This is a genomic window from Comamonas endophytica (genome assembly GCF_023634805.2).
Taxonomy (GTDB): Bacteria; Pseudomonadota; Gammaproteobacteria; order Burkholderiales; family Burkholderiaceae_C; genus Comamonas; species Comamonas endophytica.
On sequence record NZ_CP106881.1, the window covers coordinates 3,003,524 to 3,029,255 of the forward strand.

25 protein-coding genes and 2 pseudogenes are annotated in these 25,732 nt (G+C 66.0%); 11 read left to right on the forward strand and 16 right to left on the reverse strand.

Translation table 11 applies throughout. The features are described 5' to 3' along the window. Positions 1 to 6: 6 nt before the first annotated feature. Positions 7 to 960 carry a DHH family phosphoesterase gene (locus tag M9799_RS13560; RefSeq protein WP_231045005.1) on the forward strand — a complete coding sequence of 318 codons (954 nt, stop codon included), beginning with the start codon at positions 7 to 9 and terminating at the stop codon, positions 958 to 960. Positions 961 to 1,223: 263 nt separating this feature from the next. Here the strand turns inward: M9799_RS13560 and M9799_RS13565 are convergent, their stop codons facing one another. Further along, complete coding sequence (locus M9799_RS13565) at positions 1,224 to 1,991, reverse strand: pseudouridine synthase (protein WP_231045006.1); 768 nt, start codon at positions 1,989 to 1,991, stop codon at positions 1,224 to 1,226. 113 nt (positions 1,992 to 2,104) lie between these two features. On the opposite strand from M9799_RS13565, the gene rarD reads away from it, so the two are divergent. After that, positions 2,105 to 2,983, forward strand: coding sequence for an EamA family transporter RarD (gene rarD / locus M9799_RS13570; RefSeq protein WP_231045007.1), 879 nt, complete (start codon positions 2,105 to 2,107; stop codon positions 2,981 to 2,983). 3 nt (positions 2,984 to 2,986) lie between these two features. Here rarD and M9799_RS13575 read toward each other — a convergent pair whose 3' ends face one another. After that, on the reverse strand, positions 2,987 to 4,240 hold the full coding sequence (locus M9799_RS13575) for an MFS transporter (RefSeq protein WP_231045008.1): 1,254 nt from the start codon (positions 4,238 to 4,240) through the stop codon (positions 2,987 to 2,989). Positions 4,241 to 4,472: 232 nt separating this feature from the next. On the opposite strand from M9799_RS13575, the gene M9799_RS13580 reads away from it, so the two are divergent. Beyond that, a complete protein-coding gene (locus M9799_RS13580) occupies positions 4,473 to 4,811 on the forward strand; it encodes a MoaF-related domain-containing protein (protein WP_231045009.1) in 339 nt (112 codons plus the stop codon). 21 nt (positions 4,812 to 4,832) lie between these two features. On the opposite strand, the gene M9799_RS13585 is transcribed toward M9799_RS13580, so the two are convergent. The 6 genes from M9799_RS13585 to M9799_RS13610 all read right to left on the reverse strand — a co-directional run bounded on the left by M9799_RS13585 (position 4,833) and on the right by M9799_RS13610 (position 10,656). Further along, a complete protein-coding gene (locus tag M9799_RS13585) occupies positions 4,833 to 5,630 on the reverse strand; it encodes an META and DUF4377 domain-containing protein (protein WP_231045010.1) in 798 nt (265 codons plus the stop codon). A 702-nt stretch (positions 5,631 to 6,332) separates the two neighbouring features. Continuing rightward, on the reverse strand, positions 6,333 to 7,256 hold the full coding sequence (locus tag M9799_RS13590; protein WP_231045011.1) for a 2-hydroxyacid dehydrogenase: 924 nt from the start codon (positions 7,254 to 7,256) through the stop codon (positions 6,333 to 6,335). Positions 7,257 to 7,263: 7 nt separating this feature from the next. After that, positions 7,264 to 7,689, reverse strand: coding sequence for a VOC family protein (locus tag M9799_RS13595; protein WP_231045012.1), 426 nt, complete (start codon positions 7,687 to 7,689; stop codon positions 7,264 to 7,266). Between the two features lie 52 nt (positions 7,690 to 7,741). Beyond that, on the reverse strand, positions 7,742 to 8,560 hold the full coding sequence (locus tag M9799_RS13600; protein ID WP_231045013.1) for an aspartate dehydrogenase: 819 nt from the start codon (positions 8,558 to 8,560) through the stop codon (positions 7,742 to 7,744). Between the two features lie 141 nt (positions 8,561 to 8,701). Further along, complete coding sequence (locus M9799_RS13605) at positions 8,702 to 9,655, reverse strand: LysR substrate-binding domain-containing protein (RefSeq protein ID WP_231045014.1); 954 nt, start codon at positions 9,653 to 9,655, stop codon at positions 8,702 to 8,704. Positions 9,656 to 9,663: 8 nt separating this feature from the next. Further along, complete coding sequence (locus M9799_RS13610; protein ID WP_231045015.1) at positions 9,664 to 10,656, reverse strand: Bug family tripartite tricarboxylate transporter substrate binding protein; 993 nt, start codon at positions 10,654 to 10,656, stop codon at positions 9,664 to 9,666. 397 nt (positions 10,657 to 11,053) lie between these two features. Between M9799_RS13610 and M9799_RS20575 the strand changes: the two are divergent. Next, positions 11,054 to 11,234 (forward strand): annotated as a pseudogene (locus M9799_RS20575) (IS5/IS1182 family transposase); the annotation flags it as partial. A 73-nt stretch (positions 11,235 to 11,307) separates the two neighbouring features. On the opposite strand, the pseudogene M9799_RS13615 reads toward M9799_RS20575, so the two are convergent. Continuing rightward, positions 11,308 to 11,528: pseudogene (locus tag M9799_RS13615) on the reverse strand (transposase domain-containing protein); the annotation flags it as partial. A gap of 624 nt (positions 11,529 to 12,152) precedes the next feature. Here M9799_RS13615 and M9799_RS13620 point away from each other — a divergent pair. Continuing rightward, on the forward strand, positions 12,153 to 12,674 hold the full coding sequence (locus M9799_RS13620; RefSeq protein ID WP_377008722.1) for a DUF2242 domain-containing protein: 522 nt from the start codon (positions 12,153 to 12,155) through the stop codon (positions 12,672 to 12,674). On the opposite strand, the gene M9799_RS13625 is transcribed toward M9799_RS13620, so the two are convergent. From M9799_RS13625 to M9799_RS13635, 3 genes are all read right to left on the reverse strand, one after another. After that, positions 12,675 to 13,541: a peptidoglycan DD-metalloendopeptidase family protein gene (locus M9799_RS13625; RefSeq protein WP_231045016.1), complete on the reverse strand. Its 867-nt coding sequence runs from the start codon at positions 13,539 to 13,541 to the stop codon at positions 12,675 to 12,677. A 43-nt stretch (positions 13,542 to 13,584) separates the two neighbouring features. Further along, positions 13,585 to 14,520, reverse strand: coding sequence for a class I SAM-dependent methyltransferase (locus M9799_RS13630; RefSeq protein WP_231045017.1), 936 nt, complete (start codon positions 14,518 to 14,520; stop codon positions 13,585 to 13,587). A 174-nt stretch (positions 14,521 to 14,694) separates the two neighbouring features. Further along, positions 14,695 to 16,509 carry a glutamine--tRNA ligase/YqeY domain fusion protein gene (locus tag M9799_RS13635; RefSeq protein ID WP_231045018.1) on the reverse strand — a complete coding sequence of 605 codons (1,815 nt, stop codon included), beginning with the start codon at positions 16,507 to 16,509 and terminating at the stop codon, positions 14,695 to 14,697. Between the two features lie 187 nt (positions 16,510 to 16,696). On the opposite strand from M9799_RS13635, the gene M9799_RS13640 reads away from it, so the two are divergent. The 3 genes from M9799_RS13640 (at position 16,697) to M9799_RS13650 (ending at position 18,480) form a co-directional block, all read left to right on the forward strand. Next, a complete protein-coding gene (locus M9799_RS13640) occupies positions 16,697 to 17,071 on the forward strand; it encodes a hypothetical protein (RefSeq protein WP_231045019.1) in 375 nt (124 codons plus the stop codon). A gap of 63 nt (positions 17,072 to 17,134) precedes the next feature. Next, entirely contained in the window at positions 17,135 to 17,578 is a 444-nt protein-coding gene (gene aroQ / locus M9799_RS13645; RefSeq protein ID WP_231045020.1) for a type II 3-dehydroquinate dehydratase, read from the forward strand. Positions 17,579 to 17,583: 5 nt separating this feature from the next. Further along, positions 17,584 to 18,480 (forward strand): alpha/beta fold hydrolase, encoded by an 897-nt coding sequence (locus M9799_RS13650; protein ID WP_231045021.1) that lies wholly within the window; start codon positions 17,584 to 17,586, stop codon positions 18,478 to 18,480. A gap of 23 nt (positions 18,481 to 18,503) precedes the next feature. Here the strand turns inward: M9799_RS13650 and M9799_RS20580 are convergent, their stop codons facing one another. Then, positions 18,504 to 20,876 carry a metal-dependent hydrolase gene (locus tag M9799_RS20580; RefSeq protein WP_304505216.1) on the reverse strand — a complete coding sequence of 791 codons (2,373 nt, stop codon included), beginning with the start codon at positions 20,874 to 20,876 and terminating at the stop codon, positions 18,504 to 18,506. Positions 20,877 to 20,989: 113 nt separating this feature from the next. On the opposite strand from M9799_RS20580, the gene M9799_RS13665 reads away from it, so the two are divergent. The 3 genes from M9799_RS13665 (at position 20,990) to M9799_RS13675 (ending at position 23,442) form a co-directional block, all read left to right on the forward strand. Further along, entirely contained in the window at positions 20,990 to 22,255 is a 1,266-nt protein-coding gene (locus M9799_RS13665) for a PucR family transcriptional regulator (protein WP_231045022.1), read from the forward strand. Between the two features lie 84 nt (positions 22,256 to 22,339). After that, complete coding sequence (gene arfB, locus M9799_RS13670; RefSeq protein WP_231045023.1) at positions 22,340 to 22,741, forward strand: alternative ribosome rescue aminoacyl-tRNA hydrolase ArfB; 402 nt, start codon at positions 22,340 to 22,342, stop codon at positions 22,739 to 22,741. Between the two features lie 47 nt (positions 22,742 to 22,788). Further along, positions 22,789 to 23,442 carry an alpha/beta hydrolase gene (locus M9799_RS13675; protein WP_231045061.1) on the forward strand — a complete coding sequence of 218 codons (654 nt, stop codon included), beginning with the start codon at positions 22,789 to 22,791 and terminating at the stop codon, positions 23,440 to 23,442. A gap of 6 nt (positions 23,443 to 23,448) precedes the next feature. Here the strand turns inward: M9799_RS13675 and M9799_RS13680 are convergent, their stop codons facing one another. The 3 genes from M9799_RS13680 to M9799_RS13690 form a co-directional block, all read right to left on the reverse strand. Continuing rightward, positions 23,449 to 24,264 carry a M90 family metallopeptidase gene (locus tag M9799_RS13680; protein ID WP_231045024.1) on the reverse strand — a complete coding sequence of 272 codons (816 nt, stop codon included), beginning with the start codon at positions 24,262 to 24,264 and terminating at the stop codon, positions 23,449 to 23,451. Next, positions 24,261 to 25,076 carry a UDP-2,3-diacylglucosamine diphosphatase gene (locus M9799_RS13685; RefSeq protein WP_231045025.1) on the reverse strand — a complete coding sequence of 272 codons (816 nt, stop codon included), beginning with the start codon at positions 25,074 to 25,076 and terminating at the stop codon, positions 24,261 to 24,263. Before M9799_RS13685 ends, M9799_RS13680 begins: the two co-directional genes overlap by 4 nt. Before the next feature lie 97 nt (positions 25,077 to 25,173). After that, on the reverse strand, positions 25,174 to 25,680 hold the full coding sequence (locus M9799_RS13690; protein WP_231045026.1) for a peptidylprolyl isomerase: 507 nt from the start codon (positions 25,678 to 25,680) through the stop codon (positions 25,174 to 25,176). Positions 25,681 to 25,732: the final 52 nt, after the last annotated feature.

Sequence of the window (25,732 nt, forward strand, 5' to 3'; positions counted from 1 at the left end):
ACCCATATGAAAACCATCTTGCCCTTGCAGTTGCTGGTCGGTCCGGCCAGGAACGATCCCCGTCCCCTGATTCTCTACCACGGCCGCCGCTGCCCCGACGGCTATGGCGCGGCGCTGGCTGCCTGGCTGTTCTATGAAGGCGAGGCCGAATTCCGCGGCCTGGACCATGGCGAGATCAACAGCGCCGACGACCTGGGCGACCTTGCCGGGCGCGCGGTCTACGTGCTGGACTTCGCCTTCGGCCCCGAGCTGCTGGCGGAGATCGAAGCGCGCGTCGCCAAGCTGGTGCTGCTCGACCATCACAAGAGCGCCGCCGAGAAGCTCCATGGCTATACCTGCCGTTGCGGTGTGGTCCACTTCGACATGCACAAGTCGGGCGCGCGCCTGGCTTGGGAGTTCTTCCATCCCGAAAAACCGCTGCCGGCGCTGATCCGCTGCATCGAGGACCGCGACATCTGGACCTGGCAGTATCCCGAGAGCCCGGCGTTCCTGGCGGCTCTCGACATGGAACCGCGCAGTTTCGAACGCTGGGCCGAGATCGCGGCCTTCACGCCCGAGCAGGAGCAGGCTTTCATGGCGCGCGGCGACGCGATGGACGAGAAGTACCAGAAGCTCTGCGCCGACATCGCCGAGGGCGCGCAGCCGATCGTCTTCAATGGCGTGGCCGGCCTGATGGTCAACGCCCCGGGCATGTTCCACAGCCAGGTCGGCGATTTGCTGGCCAAGCAAAGCGGCAGCTTTGCGCTGATGTGGCACGCCAGCACCAGCGGGGTCAAGGTCGGCCTGCGCTCGCGCTCGGAGTTCAACTGCATTCCCCTGGCCGAATCCATGGGCGGCGGCGGGCATGCGCAGGCCTGCGGGTTCAAGATGGGTATTGCGCGTTTGGCCGAACTGCTGAGCGGGGAGTTCGTGGCGCAGCATGAGGTGGTGGAGTTGCGGCCGGAAACGGGGCAGGAGTAATTCGCGGGCCTGAGGGTGGGCCCGCTGAGTTCCTGGAGGTGGGGCCATTCATCCTTCGACAAGCTCAGGACGAACGGTCTGCTGACGGCACGCCCACTTGACCGTTCGTGGTCAGCCTGTCGAACCATGGACGGCCCCACCTCAAGAGCCTAGCGGGTCTCCCCGTTTCGACAAGCTCAGGACGAACGGTTCAAAGAGGCAATGCTGCAAAATTCCCGTTCGTGGTGAGCCTGTCGAACCATGGACGGCCCCACCTCAAGAGCCTAGCGGGCCACCCCGTAGACCCACCCGGGCAATCCCATCACCCGCTGCCAATCCCGCACATCGCTCACCTGGTCCGCGAGCAAGTCCCAATCCGCTTCCAACCGCAGCATCTCCCCACTCACCGGATGCGGCAAGCTCAAAGCCTGCGCATGCAGCCACAGCCTTTGCTGCCCCAGCCGTTCTGCCCACCAGCGGTTGAGCGGCCCCTTGCCATGGGTGGCGTCGCCGATGATCGGATGCGCCACATGCTTCAGGTGGCGCCGGATCTGGTGGCGCCGCCCAGTCAGCGGCAGCGCCTCGATCAGCGACACCCGCGTGCCCGCATGGCGCGGATCGTAGGCCTCGGGCCAGTCCAGCCGTGCCAGGCAGCGCAGCGTGGTCTGCGCGGGCTGCACCGGCGCATCCTCGGGGGCGTCGTCGGGTTTGAGCGCGTGATCGACATGCAGCTCGGCAGGCAGCCAGCCGCGCACCAGCGCCAGATAGCGCTTGTGCGTCTGCTGCGCGGCAAAGGCCTGGCTCAGCGCCCGCGCCGCCTCGGCATGCAGCGCCATGACCAGCACGCCGCAGGTGCCCTTGTCGAGCCGGTGCACGGGAAACACACGCTGGCCGATCTGGTCGCGCAGCGTCTGCATGACAAAGCGCGTCTCGTGCGCGTCGAGCCCGGTGCGGTGTACCAGCCAGCCCGCAGGCTTGTAGACCGCGATCAGGTGTTCGTCGCGCCACAGCACATGCAGTGCGGGCTCGGGGCAGGGGGGATGATCGGGCAAGGCGCGGTCCAGTAAATGGCGTTGGGGCCCGCACTTTAAGCCAGTCTGGCCGCAAAAGCGGTCCGCAAGGCGCACAATCACGGGTTTTGTCGCGGTTTTACGGAAGAGGTTGCATGCTCCAAGGCATTGTCGCGTCGGTGCTGGCATCGATGCTGTTCGGCACGATCTATTGGCTTTCCACCGTATTGCAGCCGCTGGATGGCGAACAGATCTTTGGCTGGCGCGTGCTGGTGACGCTGCCCTTCACCAGTCTTCTGCTGCTGGCGCGCCCGGGCGAGGCCGCGCGGCTGGCGGCCGTGGGCCAGCGCGTGCGCGTGCGTCCAGGGCTGGCACTGCTGCTGGTGGCCAGTTCGGCGCTGCTCGGCGTGCAACTGTGGCTGTTCATGTGGGCGCCGCTGCAGGGGCGGGCGCTGCCGGTGTCGCTGGGCTACTTCCTGCTGCCGCTGACGATGGTGCTGGTCGGGCGCCTGTTCTACGGCGAGCGGCTGTCGCGCGCGCAAGGGCTTGCCACGCTGCTGGCGGCGCTGGGCGTGGCCCACGAGATCTGGCAGTCGGGCGCGATGTCGTGGGAAACCTGGATCGTGGCGCTGGGCTATCCCGCGTATTTCGCGCTGCGCCGGCGTCTGGACATTCCCGGCGCGGCCGGCCAGTGGCTGGACATGGCGCTGATGCTGCCCGTGGCGCTGTGGTTCATCGGCCGCACGCCCTCGAGCTGGCCGCTGCTGCCCGAGCACCCCGCGCTCTGGGCGCTGCTGCCGCTGCTGGGCGTCATCAGCACCGTGGCGCTGGCGCTGTACCTGGCGGCCAGCCGCCGGCTGCCGCTGGGCTTGTTCGGGCTGCTGTCCTATGTGGAGCCGGTGCTGCTGGTGCTGGTCGCGCTGCTGCTGGGAGAGAGCCTGCAGCCCGGCCAGGGCCCGACCTATGTGCTGGTGTTTGCCGCCATTGCCGTGCTGCTGGGCGAAGGGGTGGCCAGGCTATTGCGCCAACGCTGAGGCTCAGGCCTTGCTGGCAGCGGCCGCGTCCTCGAGCCGGTCGACTTCACGCAGCGGCTTGAACCAGGCCATCCAGCCCCCGACCACGGCCAGCGTGCACAGGCTGCCGGCAATGGCCGCGGGCACGGCGCCCAGCAGCGCGGCGCTGCTGCCGGCACGGAATTCGCCCAGTTCGTTGGATGAGCCCACGAACAGCATGTTCACCGCGTTGACGCGCCCGCGCATGTGGTCCGGCGTGGAGAACTGCACCAGTGCCGAGCGGATGTAGACGCTGACCATGTCGGCCGCGCCGGCCAGCATCAGCACCGCCACCGACAGCCAGAACCAGGTCGAAAGCGCGAATACCAGGTTCGCCAGGCCAAACACCGCCACCGCGGCGAACATCACGCGCCCGACATGGCGGCGCACCGGCCGCGCGCTGAGCCACAGGCCGGTCGCGACCTCTCCGATGGCCATCGCGCTGCGCAGCATGCCCAGGCCCTCGGGGCCTACCTTGAGCACCTCGTGCGCGTAGATCGGCAGCAGCGCGATCACGCCGCCGAGCAGCACGGCAAACAGGTCCAGCGAGATGGTGCCCAGGATGATCGGACGGCTGCGGATGAACTGGATGCCGTCGCCAAAGCGCTGCCACATGCGCCCAGCGAGCACGGCGCGCGGCGCGGCATGCAGCACCGGAACGCGCGTGAGCATCAGCACCGCCAGCACCAGCGCCGCGAATGCGCAGCCATAGGTGAGCATGCCGCCGCCCAGCGCATAGAGCACGCCGCCGAGCACCGGCGCGGCGATCGAGGCGGTGCGCATCAGCATGCTGTTGGTGGCCAGCGCCTGCGCCAGGTGCTCGCGCGCGACGATCTGCGGCAGCAGACTCTGCAGCGCCGGGCCGGTGAAGGCGCGGCTGCAGCCGAACAGCACCAGCACCGCGTAGATCCAGTGCACCTGCGTGACATGCTGCGCCGACTCCCAGAACAGCAGCCCGGCGCACAGCGCCGCCACGCCCCAGCTCAGCGCCAGGATGCGCTTGCGGCTCATACGGTCGCTCAGATCGCCTGCGGGCATCAGAAGCAGCAGCATCGGCAGGAACTGCGCCAGCCCCACATAGGCCAGTGACAACGGATCGCGCGTCAGGTCATAGACCTGCCAGGCCACGACCACGGCCTGCATCTGCTGGGCAAAAACGCCCAGCAAGCGGGCGGTGAGAAAGGGAAGGAAACCGGGTTGGCGCAGGGCGCCGGAAGCAGCGAGGGAGGAGAAAGCCAAGGCGCGGACCTGTCTGGGTGGGCGGCAGGGCCATGAAAAAAGCGGCCCCGCGTGCGTCGAGATTGTGCTCCAAACCGGCGCCGGATGCAGGCGCTGCCGCGGGGGTGTATTGGATGAGAATGAACCGACTGGTGAACGGCGCGTAATCCCACATTTTGGCCTTTCCTTTGAAACCAACAATGCATCCAACGCTTGCATAAGAAGTGGTTACCAACCTGCAAAGGAACTGCCCATGTCATTGCTCCACACCAGCTCTCTCCTGGGACGCGAAGCCATCATCGATTTTCCCGACAGCCGGGCCGAAGTGCATTACTCACCCCAGGGCATCCTGTTCTGGAAGGTGACGGACTGCAAGGGCAGCACCTCCGAAGGCCGCGAGCGGCTGAGCTACCTGCAGCTCAGCGATACGCTGCATTTCCTGAACTGGATCGAGAAGAGCGGTTTCACCGTGAGCCAGGTGGTCGATACCGCCCAGGGCACGGTGAAGGCGTTCTGGTCCTATACCGACGAGCGGACCGATGGCGGCCAGCGCGCCTCCATGTTCGTGGACGGCCAGTTCCGCTTCCGCTGACCTCCCGGCGTGCGCTGCACCTCAGCGCACGATTTCCGATTCCACGGTCATGTCCAGGATATAGGCATAGGCCGAAGCATCGGCCGGTGCACCCGCCTTCGGATAGCGCATGACGCGCAGCACATTGCGCACGCCGGGCTGATGCGCGTAGCCCTGGATCTCCCCATACCAGTTCTCCCATGCACCCACGCGCGTCTTGAGCCCCTGAGCGTCGTACTCGAGCGCACGCACCTGCAGGCAGCGGTACAGCGGCATCTGCGGATGCTGGCAGGCAACGCGCTCGGGAGCCACTTCCAGGAATATCTTCTCCCCCGGGCCGCCATAGAAGCTGGCGTCGGTCGGCGTGCCATCGAGCACCCATTTGCCTCCATCCGCAAACTCCAGGATCAGCCGGGGAGTGGTCAGCCCATGCGTCTCGAGGCGCCAGACGTTGGCCTCGGGCAGGCGCTGCTCGACCTTCTGCTCCAGCGCCATCACCCCGGTCTCCGGGCAGGCCCGGCGCGTGCCGATCATCGGCCCGATGCGCAGCGTGTGGTCATGCAACTGGTAATTGGCCGAAAGCGCATTGCACAGCTGGCCCACGATGACCTGGTCCGGAGTGAAGTCCAGTCGCACCGCGCGCGCCGCGCCGGCCCCGGGAATGTCCGGCGGCAGGTTCCAGCCCAGCTGAATATGACCCTGGGCGTCGAGCACCTCGCGCAACTCCCAATGGAAGGCCAGCAGGCCGGACGGTTCGGTGCCGGCGGCGGCAATGCCGGGCTGCAGCGCCGCACACAGCGCAAGACCTGCCCACAGCGTTCGGGTCGGGGGAAATCGCATTGCGGATCCTTTCAGCAATAGCTGCCTATTACGCGGCAGGTGTTCGCAATATATGCGCTGTCGCCAGCATGCCACGCCTGGGGTGGTCCACGGCGTAGTTGTGCCAAGCGGGTGACTGTGGGAGATCGGCGGCTGGGCATGCGCGTTTTCGCCAGGGGGCATGGAAGGGAGCATGACAGGGAGGGCTTGGCGTGGACTTTATATTGGTCAGCAAAAGCGCGTTTCCCTGCGCAGGGGAGTCCGGTCGCGGCACCTCCCTAGTCCAAGGACCGCGGCGTGAAGTTCGTGATGAACGATTGCATTGGCTCGGCCTTTTACACGGCCAAGACCAGTGCCAAGGCTTCTTCACTCAGCAGGTGAAAGCGTCTGTTCGTCGCTTGGGTGGGAAGCTTCGAATGGTTAGCGCAATGGGGCTGCGTTGGTTTGCGATAAACATATCGTTATCGTGACCGGCGAGCGCACCGAAGGCAAGGCTTCAGGGGCTCTGGACAACCCCCGCTCCGCGGCGACGAGCACCCTCGCCCCCATGAATCTTTCTGCCGGATTCCTCCGGTCGAGTACCGCGTCAAACTGTTCCCCAACCTCTACTTATGACTGGCTCAGGCATCGAGGGACTTCAGATCGGTTGAATCCACAGCCATAAGCTGAATTCAAGCAGGAATAATTGAGCAGGACATCTCAGAAAGAACCGCCAGTTTCGTATCAGTACCCGCGCACCGGATCTACCACCCCATCTGGAGTTTCACCACGCTGAGCCGCCGCAATTTTTTCGACCATTTGCGCGATCGACACCGACACCATGGTTTGTGCCGAGATGTGGGGGGTGATGGTGACGCGGGGGTCCTGCCACAGCGGGTGGTCCGCAGGCAAAGGCTCGGTGCGGGTCACATCCAGCGTGGCACCGGCCAAGTGGCCCGAGGCCAGCAGCGCCAGCAGGTCTTCTTCCACCAAGTGGTCACCGCGGGCAACGTTGATCACATAGCCACCCGCTTGCAGCTGCGACAGGTGGGCGTGGTTGAGGATGCCGCGGGTCTGCGGGGTCAGCGGCACCATGCACACAAGGATGCGTGTGGCGGCCAAAAAGTCGCCAAATTGCGCCTCGCCGTGGAAGCACTGCACGCCCTCCATCTCGCGGGGGTTGCGGCTCCAGCCGACCACGGGGAAGTCGAACTGGCGCACAGCCTCTGCGACGCGGCTGCCGAGCACGCCCAGGCCCATGATGCCCACGGGGAACTCCGTGCGCAGGCGGGGGCGGCGCTGCGTCCACTGCGCGGCGGCGCTGGTTTGGGCATACACATCCAACTCGCGAAAGTGACGGATGACGGCGTGGCTGACGTACTCGGCCATTTGAACGGCCATGCCGCCGTCTTCAATGCGCACCAAGCGCGCCTTGGGCGGCAGCCGCAGCTTGAGCAGTGCATCCACGCCGGCGCCCATATTGAACACCAGCTCCAAGTGGGGATGCGCGTCAAAGAACGCCTGCGTGGGCGACCAGACGATGGCATAGCGCACCGCCGGATTAACCTGGGGCCAGGCCACGAGCTGGGCCTGGGACATCAGGGCGGCAATGTCTTCCTGCCACACCTGCGCCTGGGGGTGTTGGCAAAACAGGGCAATCGGTTTCATGGCTGGCTTACTTGGCAAACAGAGAGTTCAAGCTGGCGAAGGCTTCGATTTCGATGGCATTGCCCGAAGGGTCTTTGAAGAACATCGTGGCCTGCTCACCGGGCAAGCCCATGAAGCGGATGCAAGGCTCCAGCCCGCACTGCGTGGCGCCGGCGCGCAGTTTTTCTACCAGGGCTTCCCAGCTGGCCATGTCCAGCACCACACCAAAGTGCGGCACGGACACGCCATGGCCGTCGACCTTGCCGACCACGGCAGCGCCGTTGTGGCCCGGCACCAGGTGCGTGACGATCTGATGGCCGTAGAAGTCGAAGTCAATCCACTGGTCGGTGCTGCGGCCTTCGGGGCAGCCCATTACGGTGCGGTAGAAGTGGCGGGCCATGTCCAGGTGGTTCACGGGAAAGGCGAGATGGAAGGGAGGTATAGCCCGGGTCATCCCAATCAATTCGTCAAATCCAACACAAGGGCTCGGGCGTCACGCGCCGGGCTTAGGTACCCACACGCAGCGGTGCGCGCATCTTACGCAAGGTGGCAATCACGCTCTGTGCAGTGATGCGGCCAGTCTTGGGGTTCTCGGTGGGGATGTTCTGGATTTGCATCGAAAACAGCGCCGCGTCAGACACCACTTCGATGTTGTGCGTGTTCTTGTCCACCGTCGGGTCGGCCCACACTTCCAGCGTGGTGCGGTCAGGGCCAATACCCGCCAACGACAGGGCTACGGCCACGTTCAGGTTGGCGGCAAAACCCACCGCAGCCTCGCGGGGCGAGCCCTTGAAGATCTGTACCGGCTCGGTGATGCCTTCGATCTGGATGTTGTTGTCCACCAGGTACTTGGCGCCCAGCAGGCCTTTGACAGGCTTGCGGGTGACCATGCGCACCGATTGGATCTCCCCTTCAGCGGCCGCGCACACGGCGTCCAGCCCGAGCAAAGCGCCGGTGGGCACAGAAATGGTGCCGCCGTGGGCCTTGGCCACTTCGATCAGGTCCATATTCGTCAGCAGTGCGCCGGAGCTGAGCACCACCACGGTCTTGCCTTGCTCCAGCACGGGGCGGGCAATGGCGGGCAGCAGGGCGCCAGGGGCGCATTCCACGACCACGTCACACAGCTCGGCCAGACCGGCAATGTCGGTCAACACAGGCATCTGCTTCAGATGGCCCAGGGTGGCCTGGGCTTTGGCGGTGTCACGCACAGCCACGGCACTGAGGACCAGACCGTCCATACCGGCGTCCAGGGTTTCAGCCAATTTCTTGCCTACGGCACCCAGACCGGCAATACCAATGCGCAGGGGGCGGGTTTGTGCTTGCATAACAACTCTCCTAATCGATGCTGGAAATTCTAGGAACCGCCGTCACAACGGACAAACGATCGTTTTTTTAATAGCTATTAGTTTTGCTAATGCATTGAGGGAAGATCGTGCGCCGTGAGGCTGCGCCGCGCTCTCGATGCCTCAAATCAGCTCGGCCACGGCAATCGACATCACCCATTCCCGAAAGCTGCGAATGGCTTCGCTCTCGAGCGCGGTTTCGCGCATCAGCAGGTAGTAAGAGCCCGCACTGGGGCAGCCGGCTTGCCACACAGGCACCAAGTCAGAGCCCGGACCTACCTGCGTCTCCGCAATTTTTTGCGGCACGATGGCAATGCCCTGGCCGGCCTTAGCCGCTTGCAGCGACATGAAGAAGTGTCCATAAACCGCTTGGCTGGTCAGCAACGGCTGCAATACCCCATGTGAGCCCAACCAGTCGCGCCACACATGCTGGCGGCTGGCGGTGTGGATCAGCGGGTACTGCAGCAAATCTTCCACCTTGTGAATGGCCGGCCCGTTGTCGAGCAAACCGCGGGCAATCACCGGCACCAAGATGTCGTCAAACAGGTAGTCCGCCACCACGCCGTCCCAGCTGGCCACCATCTTTAGGTCAATGTGCGGCTGGCCTTTTTCGTAGTTGCACCCCGGCACGCGGCCCACACGCAGGGCCACGTCAATGTCGCTGCTCTTGAAGTCCACCGGCGCAATCGAGGTCGAGATGCGCACCTCGATGCCAGGGCAGGCTGTCGCAAACTCGGCCAGCCTCGGCATCAGCCACGACATAGCCAACGTGGGCAGCGCTGAGACGTTGATGATCTGGTGCGCGCGGCTCGCCAGCGCGGCGTGCGTGGCGCTTTCCAGCTCATCAAGCGCATTGCTGCAGGCGGCGTAGAACTCCCTGCCTTCCTCCGTCAACTCCACTCGGCGCACATGACGCTCGAACAATCGCTTGCCCAAAAAGTGCTCCAGATTGCGAATCTGATGGCTGACCGCGCCTTGGGTGAGCGAAATCTCTTCCGCCGCAGCGGTGAACGAGCCCAGACGGGCAGCGGCTTCAAACGGACGAATGGCGGAAAGAGGCGGAAGTATGCGACGCATGCTTGAGCTTAGTCGATGGAGATTCTGGTTTTCTTAACCACGTCCTTCCACAGCGCATTCTCCGCTTGGACAAATTTTTGCATCTCGGCCGAGTTCTTTGGCAAGATGTTCATGCCACGCTCATCCATGAATTTTTTGACCTCCGCATCCTTGAGCGCCTCGCCCAATGCAGATTCCACCTTCTTGATCACTGCTGCGGGCGTTCCCTTGGGCGCAAACAAGCCAAACCAAGTACTGACCTCGAAGTCCTTCACGCCCAGCTCCTTGAACGTAGGCACATTGGGCAGCAGGGGCGAACGCTGGTCACTGGTGATGCCCAACGCCCGGACTTTATCGGCCTGGATCTGCACAATTGCGGTGGAGATGGGGTCCATCAAGAAGTCAATCTGACCACCCAGCAAATCGCCCATGGCCGGGCCGCTGCCCTTGTAGGGGATGTGCAGCATCTCAATGCCTTGCTTCAGGTTCAAAAAGCTCTGCTGAGTATGGTGCGAGGTGCCTGCCCCAGCCGAGCCAAAGGTTAGCTCCGAAGGCTTTTGCTTGGCAGCCCGCACAAAAGCTGCATAGGTGGGAAAGTCCTGCTTTTTGCCGGTAATCAGCACGCTGGGCACCGAAGCGATGCCACCGACTGGAACAAAGTCGTTTGCGGAGTCGTAGGTGACATTTTTGATCATGTGGGGCACCACCGCCATGGTACTTGCTGCACCAAGAAGTAGGGTATAGCCGTCAGCTACAGCCTTGCCGACCTGCGCAGTGCCGATGGTACCGCTGGCGCCGGGTTTGTTCTCCACCACAAAACCAGTCCCCAGAATATCGCCCATTTTCTTTAAGACGGGTCTGGCTACAGTGTCATTAATACCACCTGGTGGGAATGGCACCACTACCTTAATCGATTTGCTTGGATATTCATCTGCCGCCATAGCCGGAAATGAAAAGCTAAAATAGAGAGCGCCAAAAACAACGGCGAGAAAATGGCGATTGGCAATCAATTTCTGGGGCATGCTGGGGCTCCAAATGCAACATATAAGTAGCCGCATCCTAAAAAATATGCTGCGTCTTCAGCAAACGAGCAATTCTTATGCCAGCATTAGTATTTCTAATGCACCAATAGTGCACAAAAAATCTTCGTTTATAATTATTTTTATCAGTGAATATTATTGATTTCTCTGCCGTGAAACTAATTTGGTGCAGCCTTGCACAAAATTAGAGCAAATCCACCACAAATTTCACAAGCGAGATTTAGGGTTATGGGTTAGCCTTCCGCCCGATTGCGCCTGTGTTTCGCCGGCTATCTGGATGAAGCTTCGGGGAGCGAAGGCCATCAGACACACGTGTGGGAACCTCCCAAAACCTCAGCACAGAGCTGAATCCAACGGAGCCATGCGGTAGAAGCGGAACATAATCACCGCACGCAGTGCCCTGAAGTTCGACCTCTTTGCTTGATGGCAGCTGCAAAGCCAAGCTCGATGAGGTTGGGGATCCCCTGCAAGTCATAGCTCGGCACATTGACTTTGGCAAACTGGCGGCTTTGGCAGATGCGTTGATGGGGCGCAGTGATGGGTGTAAAGGCAGGCGTCCTGCATAACCCATGGAAGTCATGGGTAAGGGCGCGGCGATCCCATGTTGACTGCTCCCGATCAGCTGGTGATCGATCAGTCGCTCGCTGCTTGGCAATGATGTGGCAGCTGCTGCTGCATCCGGCTGGACCTGTGCGTGGGTAGCCGCGTGAGCACATCCTTGAGATATGCATACGGGTCATGCCCGTTCATACGTGCAGATTGCACGAGACTCGTCACCGCCGCTGCGCGCTGGCCCGCGCGCAGGCTGCCGGCGAACAGCCCGTTGCCCTGCCAATGGCTATCGGACGGATCGGGCCTGCCCCGGGTGCGTTCCACAAAGATGGCCAGCCGTCCGTCACCCCATCCATCTATATCGTTGAATCATTTAATTCAACTTCCATGACCCACCATATCCCCCATTGCGTTATGCATAGGCAATTGTCTGATCCGCGAAATCAGGGGTGCCACCCATTCAGCAAGCTCATGACATCGCAACGGGACGTCATCCGCAAAACAAAGTCCTGATAGCAGATATCCGGCCCCAAGCCGGGAGCAGCGGAGGCTCGCCAGCCATATCCGCCTGACGCATGCCAGCAGAACAGCCACCAGCGAACGGCCCCCATCACACCAACCAAAAATCCCGCCTGAACAAAGCCTGACTGCCTAAGCCCGGGAGCGCGCTCCAGCGCCCGCTCGAACGCAAGGCAGCCAAGCCCAGTGGTATCCTGCAACCCATGCCCGCGCCGCGGCCCGGTGAGTCAGCTCGATCGTCTCAGGTAGGCCGCGTTCCGGGCGAAAGCTGGTCTTGCACGGCATCGTGGGAATCCCCTGCCTTCAGACAGGGGAGGATGTCAAAGTATCTTGCGTTCGATCGCGCAACAAGGAGCCTGGTGGTGAAGCAGACGTGGAGGGACGGTTGGCGGCGCGGCCTCTGGCCGATGGCCTGGCTGGCATTGGCCGGCACATTGGCGGGCTGTGCCAACGAGCCCATGAAGAAGGTGCGCTCGCAGGAGGATTTCTCCTCCACGGCGACCTATTCGCGGCTGTTCGACGCCAAGCCGGCGCAGACCTGCGAGGCCGCGCGCCGCGCATTGCTCAGCCAGGGCTACATGATCAACAACGCCAGCGCCGATCTGGTCGAGGGCAACAAGAGCTTTCAGCCCGAGCCCGAAGTGCACCTGCAGATGCTGATCCGCGTGGTGTGCGTGCCCGAGACCGCCGACCACAGCGTCAGCCTGGGTTTCGTGACCGCGCTGCAGGACCGCTATGCGCTGAAGAAAAGCGCCAGCTCGGCCAGCCTGGGCGTGGGCGCGCTGGGCTCGGTGTCGCTGCCGCTGTCCGCGACCAATGATTCGATGGTGAAGGTGGGCAGCGAGACCATTGCCGCCGATGCCTTCTACGAGAATTTCTTCGACCTGGTCAAGCGCTTCCTGCAGTCCGAGGCGCTGCCGGAGGAGTGATCAGGCCGGCACGAACAGCGCCGGATCGACCATCGTCTGGTTGAGCATCACGCCCCAGTGCAGGTGCGGCCCGGTCACGCGGCCGGTGGCGCCCACGGCGGCAAAGGCCTCGCCCGTGGCCAGCAGGTCGCCGGGCTTTGCATCTATGCGGCTCAAGTGGCAGTACATGCTCAGCAGACCGCCGCCGTGGTCCAGCCAGACCGTGCCGCCGTTGAAGAAATAGTCGCCCACATCCACCACCTTGCCCGGCAGCGGCGCGACCACCGCGGTGCCGGTAGCGGCTGCGATGTCCATGCCGCTGTGCGGATTGCGCGGCTGGCCGTTGAACACGCGGCGCAGCCCGAAGGAGCTCGAGCGCCGCCCGGGCACCGGCACGCGCATGCGCAGCTCCTGGCTGCGCGACGCGGTGAACAGCTCCATGATCTGCTGCTGGTGCGCGCGCTCGCGCTCGTGGCGCGCCAGGTCCTCGGGCGCGAGATCGACGGTCTTGGGCGAGACCTTGAGGTGCTGCTCCTGATAGCGCTTGTCGCGCACCTGGTATTTCAACTCCTTCGGCCCCTTGCCCACATCGACCTGCACGCGGTGCGTTCCCGGCTTGGCCGACAGGGGAATGCCGACGATCGCCGTCCATTCGATCATGTCGCCCACGACCAGCACCGGCAGCCCGCCCGTGGTGACCGTGGGGCGCTGGGGCGCGGGGCCCAGCGAGAGCCGCGCAATGCCGCCGGGCACGCGCGAATCGTTGGGCCACACCTCGAGGGCGGGGGCTTTCTTGGCCGGCGCGGCCCATACGGGCGTGCCGGCCAGTGCGCACAGCGCGGCTTGCAGCGCCCTGCGGCGCGATGGAAGTGAAGTGGGCATTTGCATGGCAGAGCATTGTGCCGCCCTCCCGGGGAGGGCGGCGTAGGCCTCATTCGGGTGCGCGGTAGACCAGTACCTTGAGCGCGCGCTCGGCTGACACGTCGGCAAATACCGGCGGGTTGGCCACGCGCTCGATGAATTCCAGCTCCGGCGCCAGTTCACGCATCTGGTCCTGCAGGAAGTCCTGTCCCAGCTCGGGCGCGTTCAGGCACAGCAGCGCATGGCCGCCGGGGCGCAGCAGGTCGGGCAGGCGGCGCATCAGCTTTGCGTAGTCCTTGGTCGCGACGAAGCTGCCCTTCTGGTAGCTTGGCGGGTCGACGATGATCAGGTGGTAGGGGCCGCCGCGCCCGATCTTGCCCCAGGTGCTGAAGATGTCGTGCGCCAGGAAGCTTGCGCCCTCGGTGATGCCGTTGAGCTGGTGGTTCTGCTGGCCGATGGCCAGCGCCCCCTGGCTCATGTCGAGATTGAGCACCTGCTTCGCGCCAGCCTGGCGCGCCACGACGGAAAACGCGCAGGTGTAGGCAAACAGGTTCAGCACCTTGAGCCCGAAGCGTTCCCGCTCGGGATGCGCGGCCACATGCTCGCGCACCCAGCGCCGCCCTTCGGCCATGTCGAGGAACAAGCCATGGTTCTGGCCCCTGAGCACATGCACGCGGTAGCGCGTGCCGGCCTCGGTCACCACATGCGGCTCGGGCACGCTGCCGGCCATCAGCCGGGTCTCGCTGCGGCCTTCGTGCCGGCACTGGAACACCCAGTTCAGCGGCTGGTCCGGCGCGGCCTGCTGCCAGCGCTGCGCCAGGGCCGCGCCAATGGTTGCGAGTTCCTCGTCGGTCGCGGGCTGGAAGCTGGTCAGCAGCAAGACCGGCGGGTAGGCGTCGAGCACCCAGTGCTCGCAGCCCGGATGAAGGCCGCCGCGGCCGTGGAAGATGCGCCGGGCATCGGTGGGCAAGTCCATCGTGGCGATGGCGTCGAGCAGGGGTTGCATGGTGTTTGGATGGAGGAGGGAACGGGAAAAGAGAAAAAGGCTGCCGGGGCAGCCTTTGATAGGGTGTTGAGACGCTTTGCTTGGTTGATCAGACACCCTTCGACAGGCTCAGGGCGAACGGTAAAAATCCGTTCTTCTGGGCTCGTCGAAGGACGGACGGTCCCCTGCCGAAATTTACTTGCCCCAGCTGTCCTTGAGCCCCGTGATCCGGTTGAACACCGGCTTGCCCGGCGCATGGTCCAGGCGGTCGGTGACGAAATAGCCGAAGCGCTCGAACTGGAAGCGCGTGTCGGGCGCGGCATGGGCCAGCGAGGGCTCGACAAACGCGGTCACGACCTTCAGGCTGTCCGGGTTGAGCAGCGTGAGGAAGTCCTTGCCGCCCGCGTCGGGCTGGGCATCGGTGAACAGGCGGTCGTAGAGGCGCACTTCGGCTTCGACGCCATCGGCCACGCCGACCCAGGTGATGGCGGCCTTCACCTTGACGCTGTCGGCGCCGGGCGTGCCGCTCTTGGTATCGGGCACCAGCTGCGCCAGCACCTCCGTGATCTCGCCCTCGGCGTTCTTGTTGCAGCCGGTGCACTCGATCACGTAGCCGCCCTTGAGGCGTACGCGGTTGCCGGGGAACAGGCGCTTGTAGCCCTTGGCCGGCACCTCCTGGAAATCCTCGCGCTCGATCCAGACCTCGCGGCCCATGGTGAAGTGGCGCAGCACCGGCTCCTGGCCCTCGGGCGGGTGGGGCAGCGCCGGCAGCGTGCAGGGCTCGAGGTGGCCTGCGCCCATCACGTCATCCCAGTTCTGCAGCACCAGCTTGACCGGGTCGAGCACGGCCATGCCGCGGTGGGCCTGGTTCTCCAGGTCCTCGCGCAGGCAGCCTTCGAGCGTGGCGTAGTCGATCCAGCTGTAGTCCTTGGTCACGCCGATGCGTTCGCAGAAAGTCTGCAGGCTCTGCGGCGTATAGCCGCGCCGGCGCAGGCCGACCACGGTGGGCATGCGCGGGTCGTCCCAGCCCTGCACGATGCCGTTGTCCACCAGGTGCTTGAGCTTGCGCTTGCTGGTGACGACATAGGTCAGGTTCAGGCGTGCGAACTCGTACTGGCGCGGCTGCGGCGCGGCAATCAGCCCGCCGGCAACGAGATGCGACAGCAGCCAGTCGTAGAACGGGCGCTGGTCCTCGAACTCGAGCGTGCAGATCGAGTGCGTGATGTGCTCGAGCGCGTCCTCGATCGGATGCGCGAAGGTGTACATCGGGTAGATGCACCACTTGTTGCCGGTGTTGTGGTGCTCGGCGTGGCGCACGCGGTAGATGGCCGGATCGCGCAGGTTGATGTTGGCCGCGGCCATGTCGATCTTCGCGCGCAGCACCGCCGCGCCATCGGCCACCTGGCCGTCGCGCATGGCGCGGAAGCGCTCCAGGTTCTCTGCCGGCGTGCGATCGCGGAAGGGGCTGTTGGTGCCGGGCCTGGTGAAGTCGCCGCGGTTGGCGCGCATGTCCTCGGCCGACTGCTCGTCGACATAGGCCAGGTCCTGCGCGATCAGGTACTCGGCCGCGCGGTACATGAAGTCGAAATAGTCGCTCGCCTGGTAGGGCGCGGCGCTGCCCGGGGCCTCGCCGGCCTGGGCCCAGTCGAAGCCAAGCCAGTGCACGGCATCGATGATGCTGTCGACGTACTCCTGGTCTTCCTTCTCGGGATTGGTGTCGTCGAAGCGCAGGTGGCAGACGCCGCCATAGTCGCGCGCCAGGCCGAAGTTCAGGCAGATGCTCTTGGCATGGCCGATGTGCAGGTAGCCGTTGGGCTCGGGCGGAAAGCGCGTGCGGATCCTGGCCGGGTCGGGCACGCCGGCTTCATGGTGCGCGGCATCGCCAGGGCTGCCGCCCCAGTGGCGCTGGGCATATGCGCCGCTGGCCAGGTCGGCCTCGATGATCTGGCGCAGGAAGTTGCTCGGCTTGAGCGGCTCTGGGGAGGTGTTGGTGACGTCGGAAGAACTCATCCGGGCATTTTAGGCGTCTGCCCGGTTTGGGGTTCTTACCAACTGAAACTTCTTGGTCGCGAATAGACACAATTTAATTACACCTATCAGCCATCCTAATTGCATGGTCGCGCGTTAAGCATTCATGCAGTGCCTTCCGCGCTGCGGCAAGCCGACCCGGCAGGCCGATCGATACAAGGAGATTCTGATGACGACAACAAGCCTTTCGCATTCGTGGCGCGCCCGTATGGCAGGTGCAGCCCTGGCGCTGGCGGCGCTGGCCGGAGCCGGCGCGGCCCAGGCGCGCGACGTGGTCTGGTCGGTGGGCGTGCATTCTCCCGGCGTCTCGCTGGGCGTGGCCAATACGGCGCCGGTGGTCGTGGCTTCGGGGCCGGTCTACTACGCCCCGCCGCCGGTGGTCTATGCGCCGCGCCCCGTCTACCATGCGGCGCCCGTGGTAGTGGTTCCCTCGCACCGCTATTACGGCAAGCACCACTACAAGCACTACGACAAGCACCGCGGCCATGGACACCGCCACGGCCATCGGCATGGTCACGGACATCGCGGTTACGGCCACCGCTGATTGCGCAGGCGGGCAGGGCGCAGGGCCCGCATAATCTCCGGCGTCTGACGTCCGGAGTGTTGTGTGAAAACTGTCTATGTCCTGAACGGCCCGAATCTCAACCTGCTGGGCTCGCGCGAGCCCGCCATCTACGGCTCGGCCACGCTGGCCGACGTGCAGGCGCTGTGCGAGCAGGCCTGCGCGCGCCACGGCCTGGCGCTGGTTTTCCACCAGAGCAACCACGAGGGCGCATTGGTCGACTGGATCCACGAAGCCGGCCGGCTGCATGCCCGCGGTGAGCTGGCGGCCTTGATCCTCAATGCCGCGGCCTATACCCACACCAGCGTGGCGCTGCTCGATGCCGTCAAGGGCACGGGCGTGCCGCTGGTCGAGCTGCACATCAGCAACGTGCATGCACGCGAGAGCTTCCGCCACCATTCCTATCTGTCCGCAGCGGCGCGCGCCGTGATGTGCGGCTTTGGCGTGGCGGGCTACGGCCTGGCCATCGACGCGGTGGCGCAGTGGTGAGCACGATGGACGAAGAAACACGCATTCCGGAGGCGGTAGCGCAGCTGCGGGCGCGCGCGCGGCGCATGACCACGCCTTGCGGCGATGGACATATCGTCTGGCATCAATGGGGCGGCGCGGGCAGCGGCGCGGGCAGCGGTGCGGGCAGCGCTGAGCTCCCGCCGGTGGTGCTGCTGCATGGCGGCAGCGGCAGCTGGACCCACTGGGTGCGCAACATCGAGGCCCTGGCGGCCACGGGCCGGCAGGTCTGGGCGCCGGATCTGCCGGGCTTCGGTGATTCGGACGCCGTGCCCGGCGGGCAGGATGCCGACACCATTCCCGAACCTCTGCACCAGGGCCTGCGCTGGCTGCTGGGGCAGCGCGCCTTCGATCTGGTGGGCTTTTCCTTTGGCGGCATGACGGCCGGCTTGCTGGCTGCGCGCTTTCCCGAAGGCGTGCGCCGGCTGGTTCTGGTCGGCGCTCCCGCGATGTGGATGCGCGACGAGCGGCCGGTGCGGCTGCTGGGCTGGCGCCATCTGGAGAGCGGCGCGGCGCGCGAGCAGGCGCACCGCCACAATCTGCAGGCACTGATGCTGCACGACGCGCAGGCCATCGATGACGACACGCTGGCGCTGCATGTGCAGAATGTCCTGCGCGACCGCCTGCCGCGCCGGCGCCTGTCGCAGACCGATGCGCTGGCCCAGGCACTGCGCCGCGTGGCCTGCCCGGTGCACGCGATCTACGGCCGCCATGACATGCTCTACCAGGGCCGCCAGGCCGAGCTGGAGCTGGCGCTGTCGCGTTCGGCACCGCGTTTCGCCGGACTGCACTGGATCGAAGACGCCGGCCACTGGGTGCAGTACGAGCAGCCCGCGCGCTTCGACGCCATGCTGGTGGCCTGTCTCGACGCGCCACTGCCCTGAACCGGCCGCATGCCGGCCAGGCGCTATGCGGTGTGCGTGACCGCATGCACCGCCTGTCCGGCCTGCAGCGGATCACCCGTGCGCTCGAAGGTCTCGAGCCACAGGTGGTAGTTGTCCGGCAGCGCTTCGTTCCATGGGTGGAAACCGGGTTTGAAGTAGCGCAGGTACGGGCGCATGTGGCGCGTGAAGATGCCGCGCCGGCCATACACCCACCACAGGCTCGGCAGCAGCATGCGCAGGCGCTGCGCGCGCGAGAAGCCATCGGTCTTGAGCATGGCGAAGGTGAACAGCAGCACCTGCAGGTTGAAACTGAAGGTGGCTTCCAGCAGCGCGTAGCTGCGGCGCAGGTAGCCGACCTTGGCCACCTGCTGCATCACGTCGAAGGCCACGGCCTTGTGCTCGGTTTCCTCCATGGCGTGCCAGGTGTACATCGCATGCACCCGCGGATCGGCCGCGGCCATGGCCTGGCGCGTGAAGAATGCGCGCGCCATGATGGCGGTGAGATGCTCGCAGGCCGCGGTGTCGGCCAGCGTGTGGCGCCGGGAAAAGAAGCGGCGCATGACGCCGAACAGCAGCCAGCGCGTGAAGCCTTCGAGCCGGTCCACATCGACGCCCTGGGCCCTCAGGCGCTCGTTGAACTGCCGGTGGACCATGCCGTGCTGCCCTTCCTGGCGCGTGAAATCCTTGATGTCCTGCTTCAGCTGCGGATCGGTCACCGCGTCGGCGAAGTCGCGCACGCAGCTGATGAAGTAGCGCTCGCCCTCGGGAAAGGTGACCGACATCGCGTCGAAGAAGCGCGACTTGAACGGATGGCCGTCCAGCCAGTAGCGCGGGATGTCGCCCTGCAGGTCGAAATCCAGCTGTTCGCGCGGGGTGATGATATGGGGTGAGGCCATGGCGGGCTCCTTGGGTGGCGCGGCGGGCGCCTGGCCCGCGCGGGTGAATTGCAGGAAGGGGTCGCGGATCGGGCCGCGGCGCAGCGCCCGGGCATCGCGCCGGTAGTCCATGGGCATGGACCAGGGCGCACGCGGCCCCTGGCGCGGCAGATGGGCCAGCGCGCGTTGCACATAGCCGGAGCTCAGGCCCAGCAGCGGGCGCGTGGGCATGTCCGGCGGCGGCGGGGCAGGGCGGCAGATGGCGTGGCCGTGGCGGTCCATATGCCGCAGCAGCCGGCACAGGTGCTCGCAGACCAGGCCGACCTTCAGCGTCCACGAGGCGTTGGTGTAGCCCATGGCGAAGGCCAGGTTGGGAACACCGTCCAGCAGCATGCCCCTGAACACCACCTTGCGTGCCAGATCGACCGGCTGGCCGTCGACGCACAGGCGCATGCCGCCCAGCAGCTGCAGGTTCAGCCCCGTGGCCGTGACCACGATATCCGCGGCCAGTTCGCGTCCCGATGCCAGCTTCACCCCCTGCTCGGTGAAGCAGGCGATGCGGTCGGTGACCACGGAGGCCTTGCCGCAGGAGATGGCCTGGAACAGGTCGCCATCGGGCACCAGGCACAGACGCTGGTCCCAGGGCGCATAGGGCGGATTGAAATGCTCGTCCACGGGATAGCCCGGGGGCAGCGCGCGCTGGATCCGCGCGCGGATCATCCGGCGCGCGGCCTGCGGGCGGCTGCGGCACAGCTGCCACATCTTCTGCGCCAGCGCGATGTTCTTGCGCCGCATGAGCGCATGGGCCCAGCGCTGCGGCAGCCACCGGTGCAGCACGCCGGCAAGGGCGTCCACCGAGGGCAGGCTCACCACGTAGCCGGGCGTGCGCTGCAGCATCGTCACATGCGCCGCATGCCCGGCCAGCGCCGGCACCAGCGTGACGGCGGTGGCGCCGCTGCCCACCACCAGCACGCGCTTGCCTTCCCATTCCAGCTGCTCGGGCCACTGCTGCGGATGCACCACGGGCCCCTGGAAGCGTTCGATGCCTTCGAGTTCGGGGGTGTAGCCCTGGTCATGGCGGTAGTAGCCGGCGGCGCTGAACAGCCAGCGGCAGCGCAGCTGCAGGTTTTCGCCGTTGTCCAGGCGCTCGATGTCCACGGTCCACCACGCATCGGCACTGGACCACTGCGCGCCCACCACGCGGTGCTGCAGCCGCACCTTGCGGTCGATGCCGCTTTCGGCCGCAGCCTCGCGCAGATAGGCCAGGATGTCGGGAGCGCGCGCAATGGAAGGGCCGTGGACCCAGGGCTTGAACTCGTAGCCGAAGGTGTAGAGGTCGGAGTCGGAACGCACGCCCGGATAGCGGAACAGGTCCCAGGTGCCGCCGGTTGCGGCGCGTGCCTCCACGATGGCCCAGGACTTGGCCGGCTGGTGTGCCTGCAGGTAATGCGCAGCCCCCAGGCCCGACAGGCCCGCGCCGACGATCAGCACGTCCAGATGCTCGATGCAAGGCTCCGGCATGGCGACTCCTCCAGTGGGCTATGGGCCCATGGTGTTGGGAAAGAGGGGAGCAGACAAGGTTTAGACTGCATCGCAATGCATTGAAAGCAGTGCGATCTGCACCTGTCCCCTCCATGCTGTCCACCCACGCCCATCCCCTGGCGACGGCGCGCCCTGGCGCGGCAGGCGCACCGTCGCCACGCGTGCGCGAGCTATTGCGCCAGGGCGCGGAGATTGCGCTGCAGGCGCCGCCGCAGTGGATCGATGAAATCGACCAGGCCAGCCAGGCGGCCGATGCCGGACAGTCCTTTGCCGAGGACCCGGTGCTGCGGGCGGCGTCGCGCCGCGCCACGCTCGCCAGCCTGGTCCACTGGGCGGCGGCCAATGTCGCCGACCCCGGCGCGCCGGTGCCGCCGCACCTGACCCCCGATATGCTGGACAACGCGCGCGAGCGCGTGCGCCGCGGCGCCGTGGACACGCTGTTCAAGGCTTCGCGCGCCGGGGAGAACGCCGCCTGGCAGCGCTGGATGGACATCGCCTTCGGGCTGACCGCGGAGCCGGCCGAGCTGCGCGAGCTGCTGGACCTGTCCTCGCGCTCGATCCGGGCCTTCATGGACGCCAACCTGGACGGCATCGCGGCATTCATCAAGGCCGAGCAGGAAGGCTGGGCGCGCGGCACCCCGGTGGACCGCCGGGCGCTGGTCGAGCGCGTCCTGGAGGGCGTGGAGCCTGCCACGCCCATGGCATCCCAGGCGCTGAACTATGCGCTGGAGCAGCGCCACCAAGGCGCGCTGATCTGGAGCGAGCAGGGCGGCCCCGGCGCCGATGCGCTCGAGCGCGCGGCCCAGGCGCTGGCGCGTTGCGCACGGGCGCCGCAGCTGCTGCCGGTGGCTGCCAGCGCCGGCACGCTCTGGGCCTGGGCGTCTGGCAGCCGGACCGTGGACCTCGCGCAGCTGCGCCAGGCGCTGCAGGGCCTGCCCGGCGTACGTATCGCGCTGGGCAGCGCCGCTGCCGGCATTGACGGCTTTCGCCGCACGCACCAGGAGGCGCTCGCGGCGCAGCGGGTGCTGGGCCGCGTGCATTCCAGCGCGCGCGTGATCAGCTTCGACCAGGTGCGGCTGGTGGCGCTGGTAACCCGGGATGCCGAGGCCTGCGCACAATTCGTGGAACATGCGCTGGGGCGGCTGGCCACTGCCGATCCCGGCCTGGCGCGCGCGCTGTGGATGTTCCTGCGCGCCGGCTCGAACGCCACGCAGGCCGCTCGGCAGCTGCACGTGCACCGCAACACGCTGCTGCGCCGGCTGGCCCAGGCGCAGGAGCTGCTGCCGCGCCCGCTTTCCCACAACCTGGTGCATGTCGCCGCCGCGCTGCAGGTGTTGCACTGGGACAGCGGGGATTGAGACCGCGCGGCCTTGCACCGGCCTGTACCAGGGGAAAACGCGCCACTGCTGCCGTGGATGGGCCGCAGCGGTGACAATGGCCGTATGTCCCTCACCGTAAGCCTCGACGAAGTGCAGATCAGCGCCATCCGGGCCCAGGGGGCCGGCGGCCAGAATGTCAACAAGGTGTCCTCCGCGGTGCACCTGCGCTTCGACGTGCGTGCGTCCTCGCTGCCCGATGCCGTGAAGGAGCGGCTGCTGGCGCTCGGCGACCAGCGCCTCACCGCCGACGGCGTGATCGTCATCAAGGCGCAGCAGTTCCGCAGCCAGGACATGAACCGCGCCGATGCGCTGGCCCGGCTGCAGGCGCTGGTCGATTCGGTGGCGCGGCCGCCAACCCCGCGCCGGCCCACCAAGCCCACGCGGGCCTCGAAGCTGCGCCGCCTGGAGGGCAAGAGCCTGCGCTCGGCCACCAAGGCGCTGCGCGGCAAGCCGCCGGGGTACTGAGCCTGTAGACGATGAATGCCAACAACAATAGGAACACCATGACCCGTTTGACCGATCTGCCCCTGGAATTCCTGCAGCGCGAACCGCTGGAGGCGGGCGACGGCCCCTGGCTGCTGGTACTGATGCATGGCGTCGGCAGCAACGCGCAGGACCTGTTCGGCCTGGCGCCCTATGTGCCTGCACATTTCCATGTGCTGAGCCTGCGCGCGCCCTATCCGATGGGCCCCCAGGCCAATGCCTGGTTCCAGTTCACCGTGGACCGCAACGGCACGCGCCATATCGATGTGGAGCAGGAACGCGATGCCCGCGCCTTGCTCGGGCGCACGCTGGCGCAAGTGCAGCAGCAGTTGGACATCGCGCCCGAGCGCACGGTGGTCGGAGGTTTCAGCCAGGGCGGCATCATGGCCCTGTCGCAGCTGTTGACCCAGCCGCAGTCGCTGCGCGCCGCCATGGTCTGGCACAGCCGGCTGCTGCCCGAGGTGCGCTCGCTGCAGGCGCAGGATGCGCAGTTCGAGGGCAAGTCGCTGTGGATCAGCCACGGCACCCATGACAACGTGATCCCGCTGACCAGCGCGCACAGCATGCGCAGCCATGTTCAGGCGCTGCCGCTGGCGCTCAGCTACCGCGAGTTCGAAAGCGCGCATGAGATCCGCCCCGACGAACTGCGCGCCAGCATGCAGTGGCTCGAAGGCCTGCGCTGACCCGGTTCAGGGCCGTGATTGGAAGAACGCCGCCAGCTGCGGCGCCAGCGTGGGAAATTCCTGCGCGAAGCGCTCGCGGTTGACGAAATACGCCTCGCAGGCCACGGCAAAGAACTCGGGCGGCGCGGTCGCGCCATAGCTGTCGAGCCAGGGCCAGGCGCCACTGAAGCGCTCGGCAATGATGACCTGTTCGCGGAACCGCTCATAGGCGGGCTGCCAGGCCGCATGCCACAGCGCGCGCGCCGCGCGTGCGCTGGCGCTGCCCATGAAACCCGGCGGCAGCGGCGGGCAGCCGTCGACTGCGCCGTCGCGCATATCGATCTTGTGCGCGAATTCGTGGATCACCACGCTGGTGCCGGCCGCCGTGCTGTGGCGCGTGTCGTCCACGGCCTCCCAACTGAGCATGACCGGCCCGCCTTCCATGGCCTCGCCCAGCAGCACTTCGTCGTAGTGGTGTACCACGCCGGCTTCGTCCACGGACTCGCGCCGCGCCACGGCCTCGCCCGGGTGCACCACGATGCCGACGAAATCGCCATACCAGGCCAGCGCCTCGCGCGGCGCGCCCCAGTGCAGCAGCGGCAGGCAGGCCTGCGCCGCGATCTGCAGCGCCATCAGGTCGGTCACCTCAAGGCCGTGCGCGCCATGGAACTGCTTGCGCTGCAGGAACAGCGCCACCAATGCGCGCAGCTTGGCCTGCTCGTCAAGGGTCAGCGCGGCAAGAAAGGGGTAGGGCCGTATGGCCTCGAGCCACAGTGCGGCGTCGATCTCCGGCACCGGCGCCAGGCGGCCTTGAAGCCGGTTCCACAGATTGCGCAGGCTCATGCGGCGGCGCCGGATTCAGGCCAGGGCCGGCGCTGCAGGCCCCGGCCACGCGTGAGGCGCAGTACTTCGGCGCGCGGCGGCGTGGCTTCCAGGTCCCAGTCGCTGAGCACGATGCGCTGCAGGCCCGGCGCCAGCGCATGGTCGGCGGGACGGTGGGTATGGCCGTGGATCAGCGTTGTGGCGCCGGCGGCCTGCAGCCATTGCCGGCTGGCCTCCTGGTCCAGCTCCGCATATTTCAGCGCCGCACGCTGCTGCGCGCTGCTTTGCTCGCGCATGGCGCGCGCCTGGGCGCGCCGCGTCTCGAGCGGCTGCTGCAGGAAGGCCTGCTGCCAGGCGGCGCTGCGCGCCTGCGCGCGAAAGCGCTGGTAGTCCGTGTCGTCGATGCATAGCGCATCGCCATGGCTCAGCAGATAGCGCCGGCCATCGAAATCAAATTGCGTCGGGTCTGGCAGCCAGGTACAGCCGCTGCGCTCGGCAAACTTCGCACCCGTGAGGAAGTCGCGGTTGCCCTGCATGAAGAACAGCGCGCGCCGGCGGGAGATCTCGCGCAGGCGGGCACAGCAGTGCGACTCGAAGCTGTGGGGATCGTCCAGCACATCGTCGCCGATCCAGACCTCGAACAGGTCGCCCAGCATGAACACCGCGTCGGCGCTGGTGTGCGTGAGGTAGTCGAGCCAGGCCGCGGCGGTGCGCGGCGCGCTCGCCTGCAGATGCAGGTCGGAGATGAATTCCAGGCACTGCCACCCGGTTGGAACCGCGAGCACATGCGCTGCGGGAGGCGGGGGCAGGGCGGGGGTGTCAGCAGGCGCCATCGGCGGCCTCCCCATGCAGCCCCAAAAACCGCCCGTGCAGCGCGTTGGATGGCCAGCAGCGCTGGCGGGCGCAAGGCACAGGCGGTCGGCGTGCCATTTACAGGGCCACGGCCTTTTCGATCACGACGTCGGTCTGGGGCACGTCGTCATGGAAGCCCTTGCGGCCGGTCTTCACGCCCTTGATCGCATCGACGATCTCGGTGCCCTTGACGACCTTGCCGAACACGGCATAGCCCCAGCCCTGGGCCGTGGGCGAAGTGTGGTTCAGGAAGCCGTTGTCGGCGACGTTGATGAAGAACTGCGCCGAGGCCGAGTGCGGGTCGCTGGTGCGCGCCATGGCCAGGGTGTACTTGGTGTTCTTCAGGCCGTTCTTGGCTTCGTTCTCGATCGGCGCATCGGTGTCCTTTTGCTTCATGCCGGGCTCGAAGCCGCCGCCCTGGATCATGAAGCCGGGGATCACGCGGTGGAAGATCGTGTTGTCGTAGTGGCCCTTCTTCACGTAGGCGAGGAAGTTTTGCGTCGACTTGGGCGCGTTCTCGGCATCGAGTTCGATGGTGATGACGCCCTGGCCGGCGATGTGCAGTTCGACTTGGGGATTGCTCATGTGGAATTCCTTGAAAAGGGTGGAGAAAAGGGCGGGCATGGGGCCCGCGGGA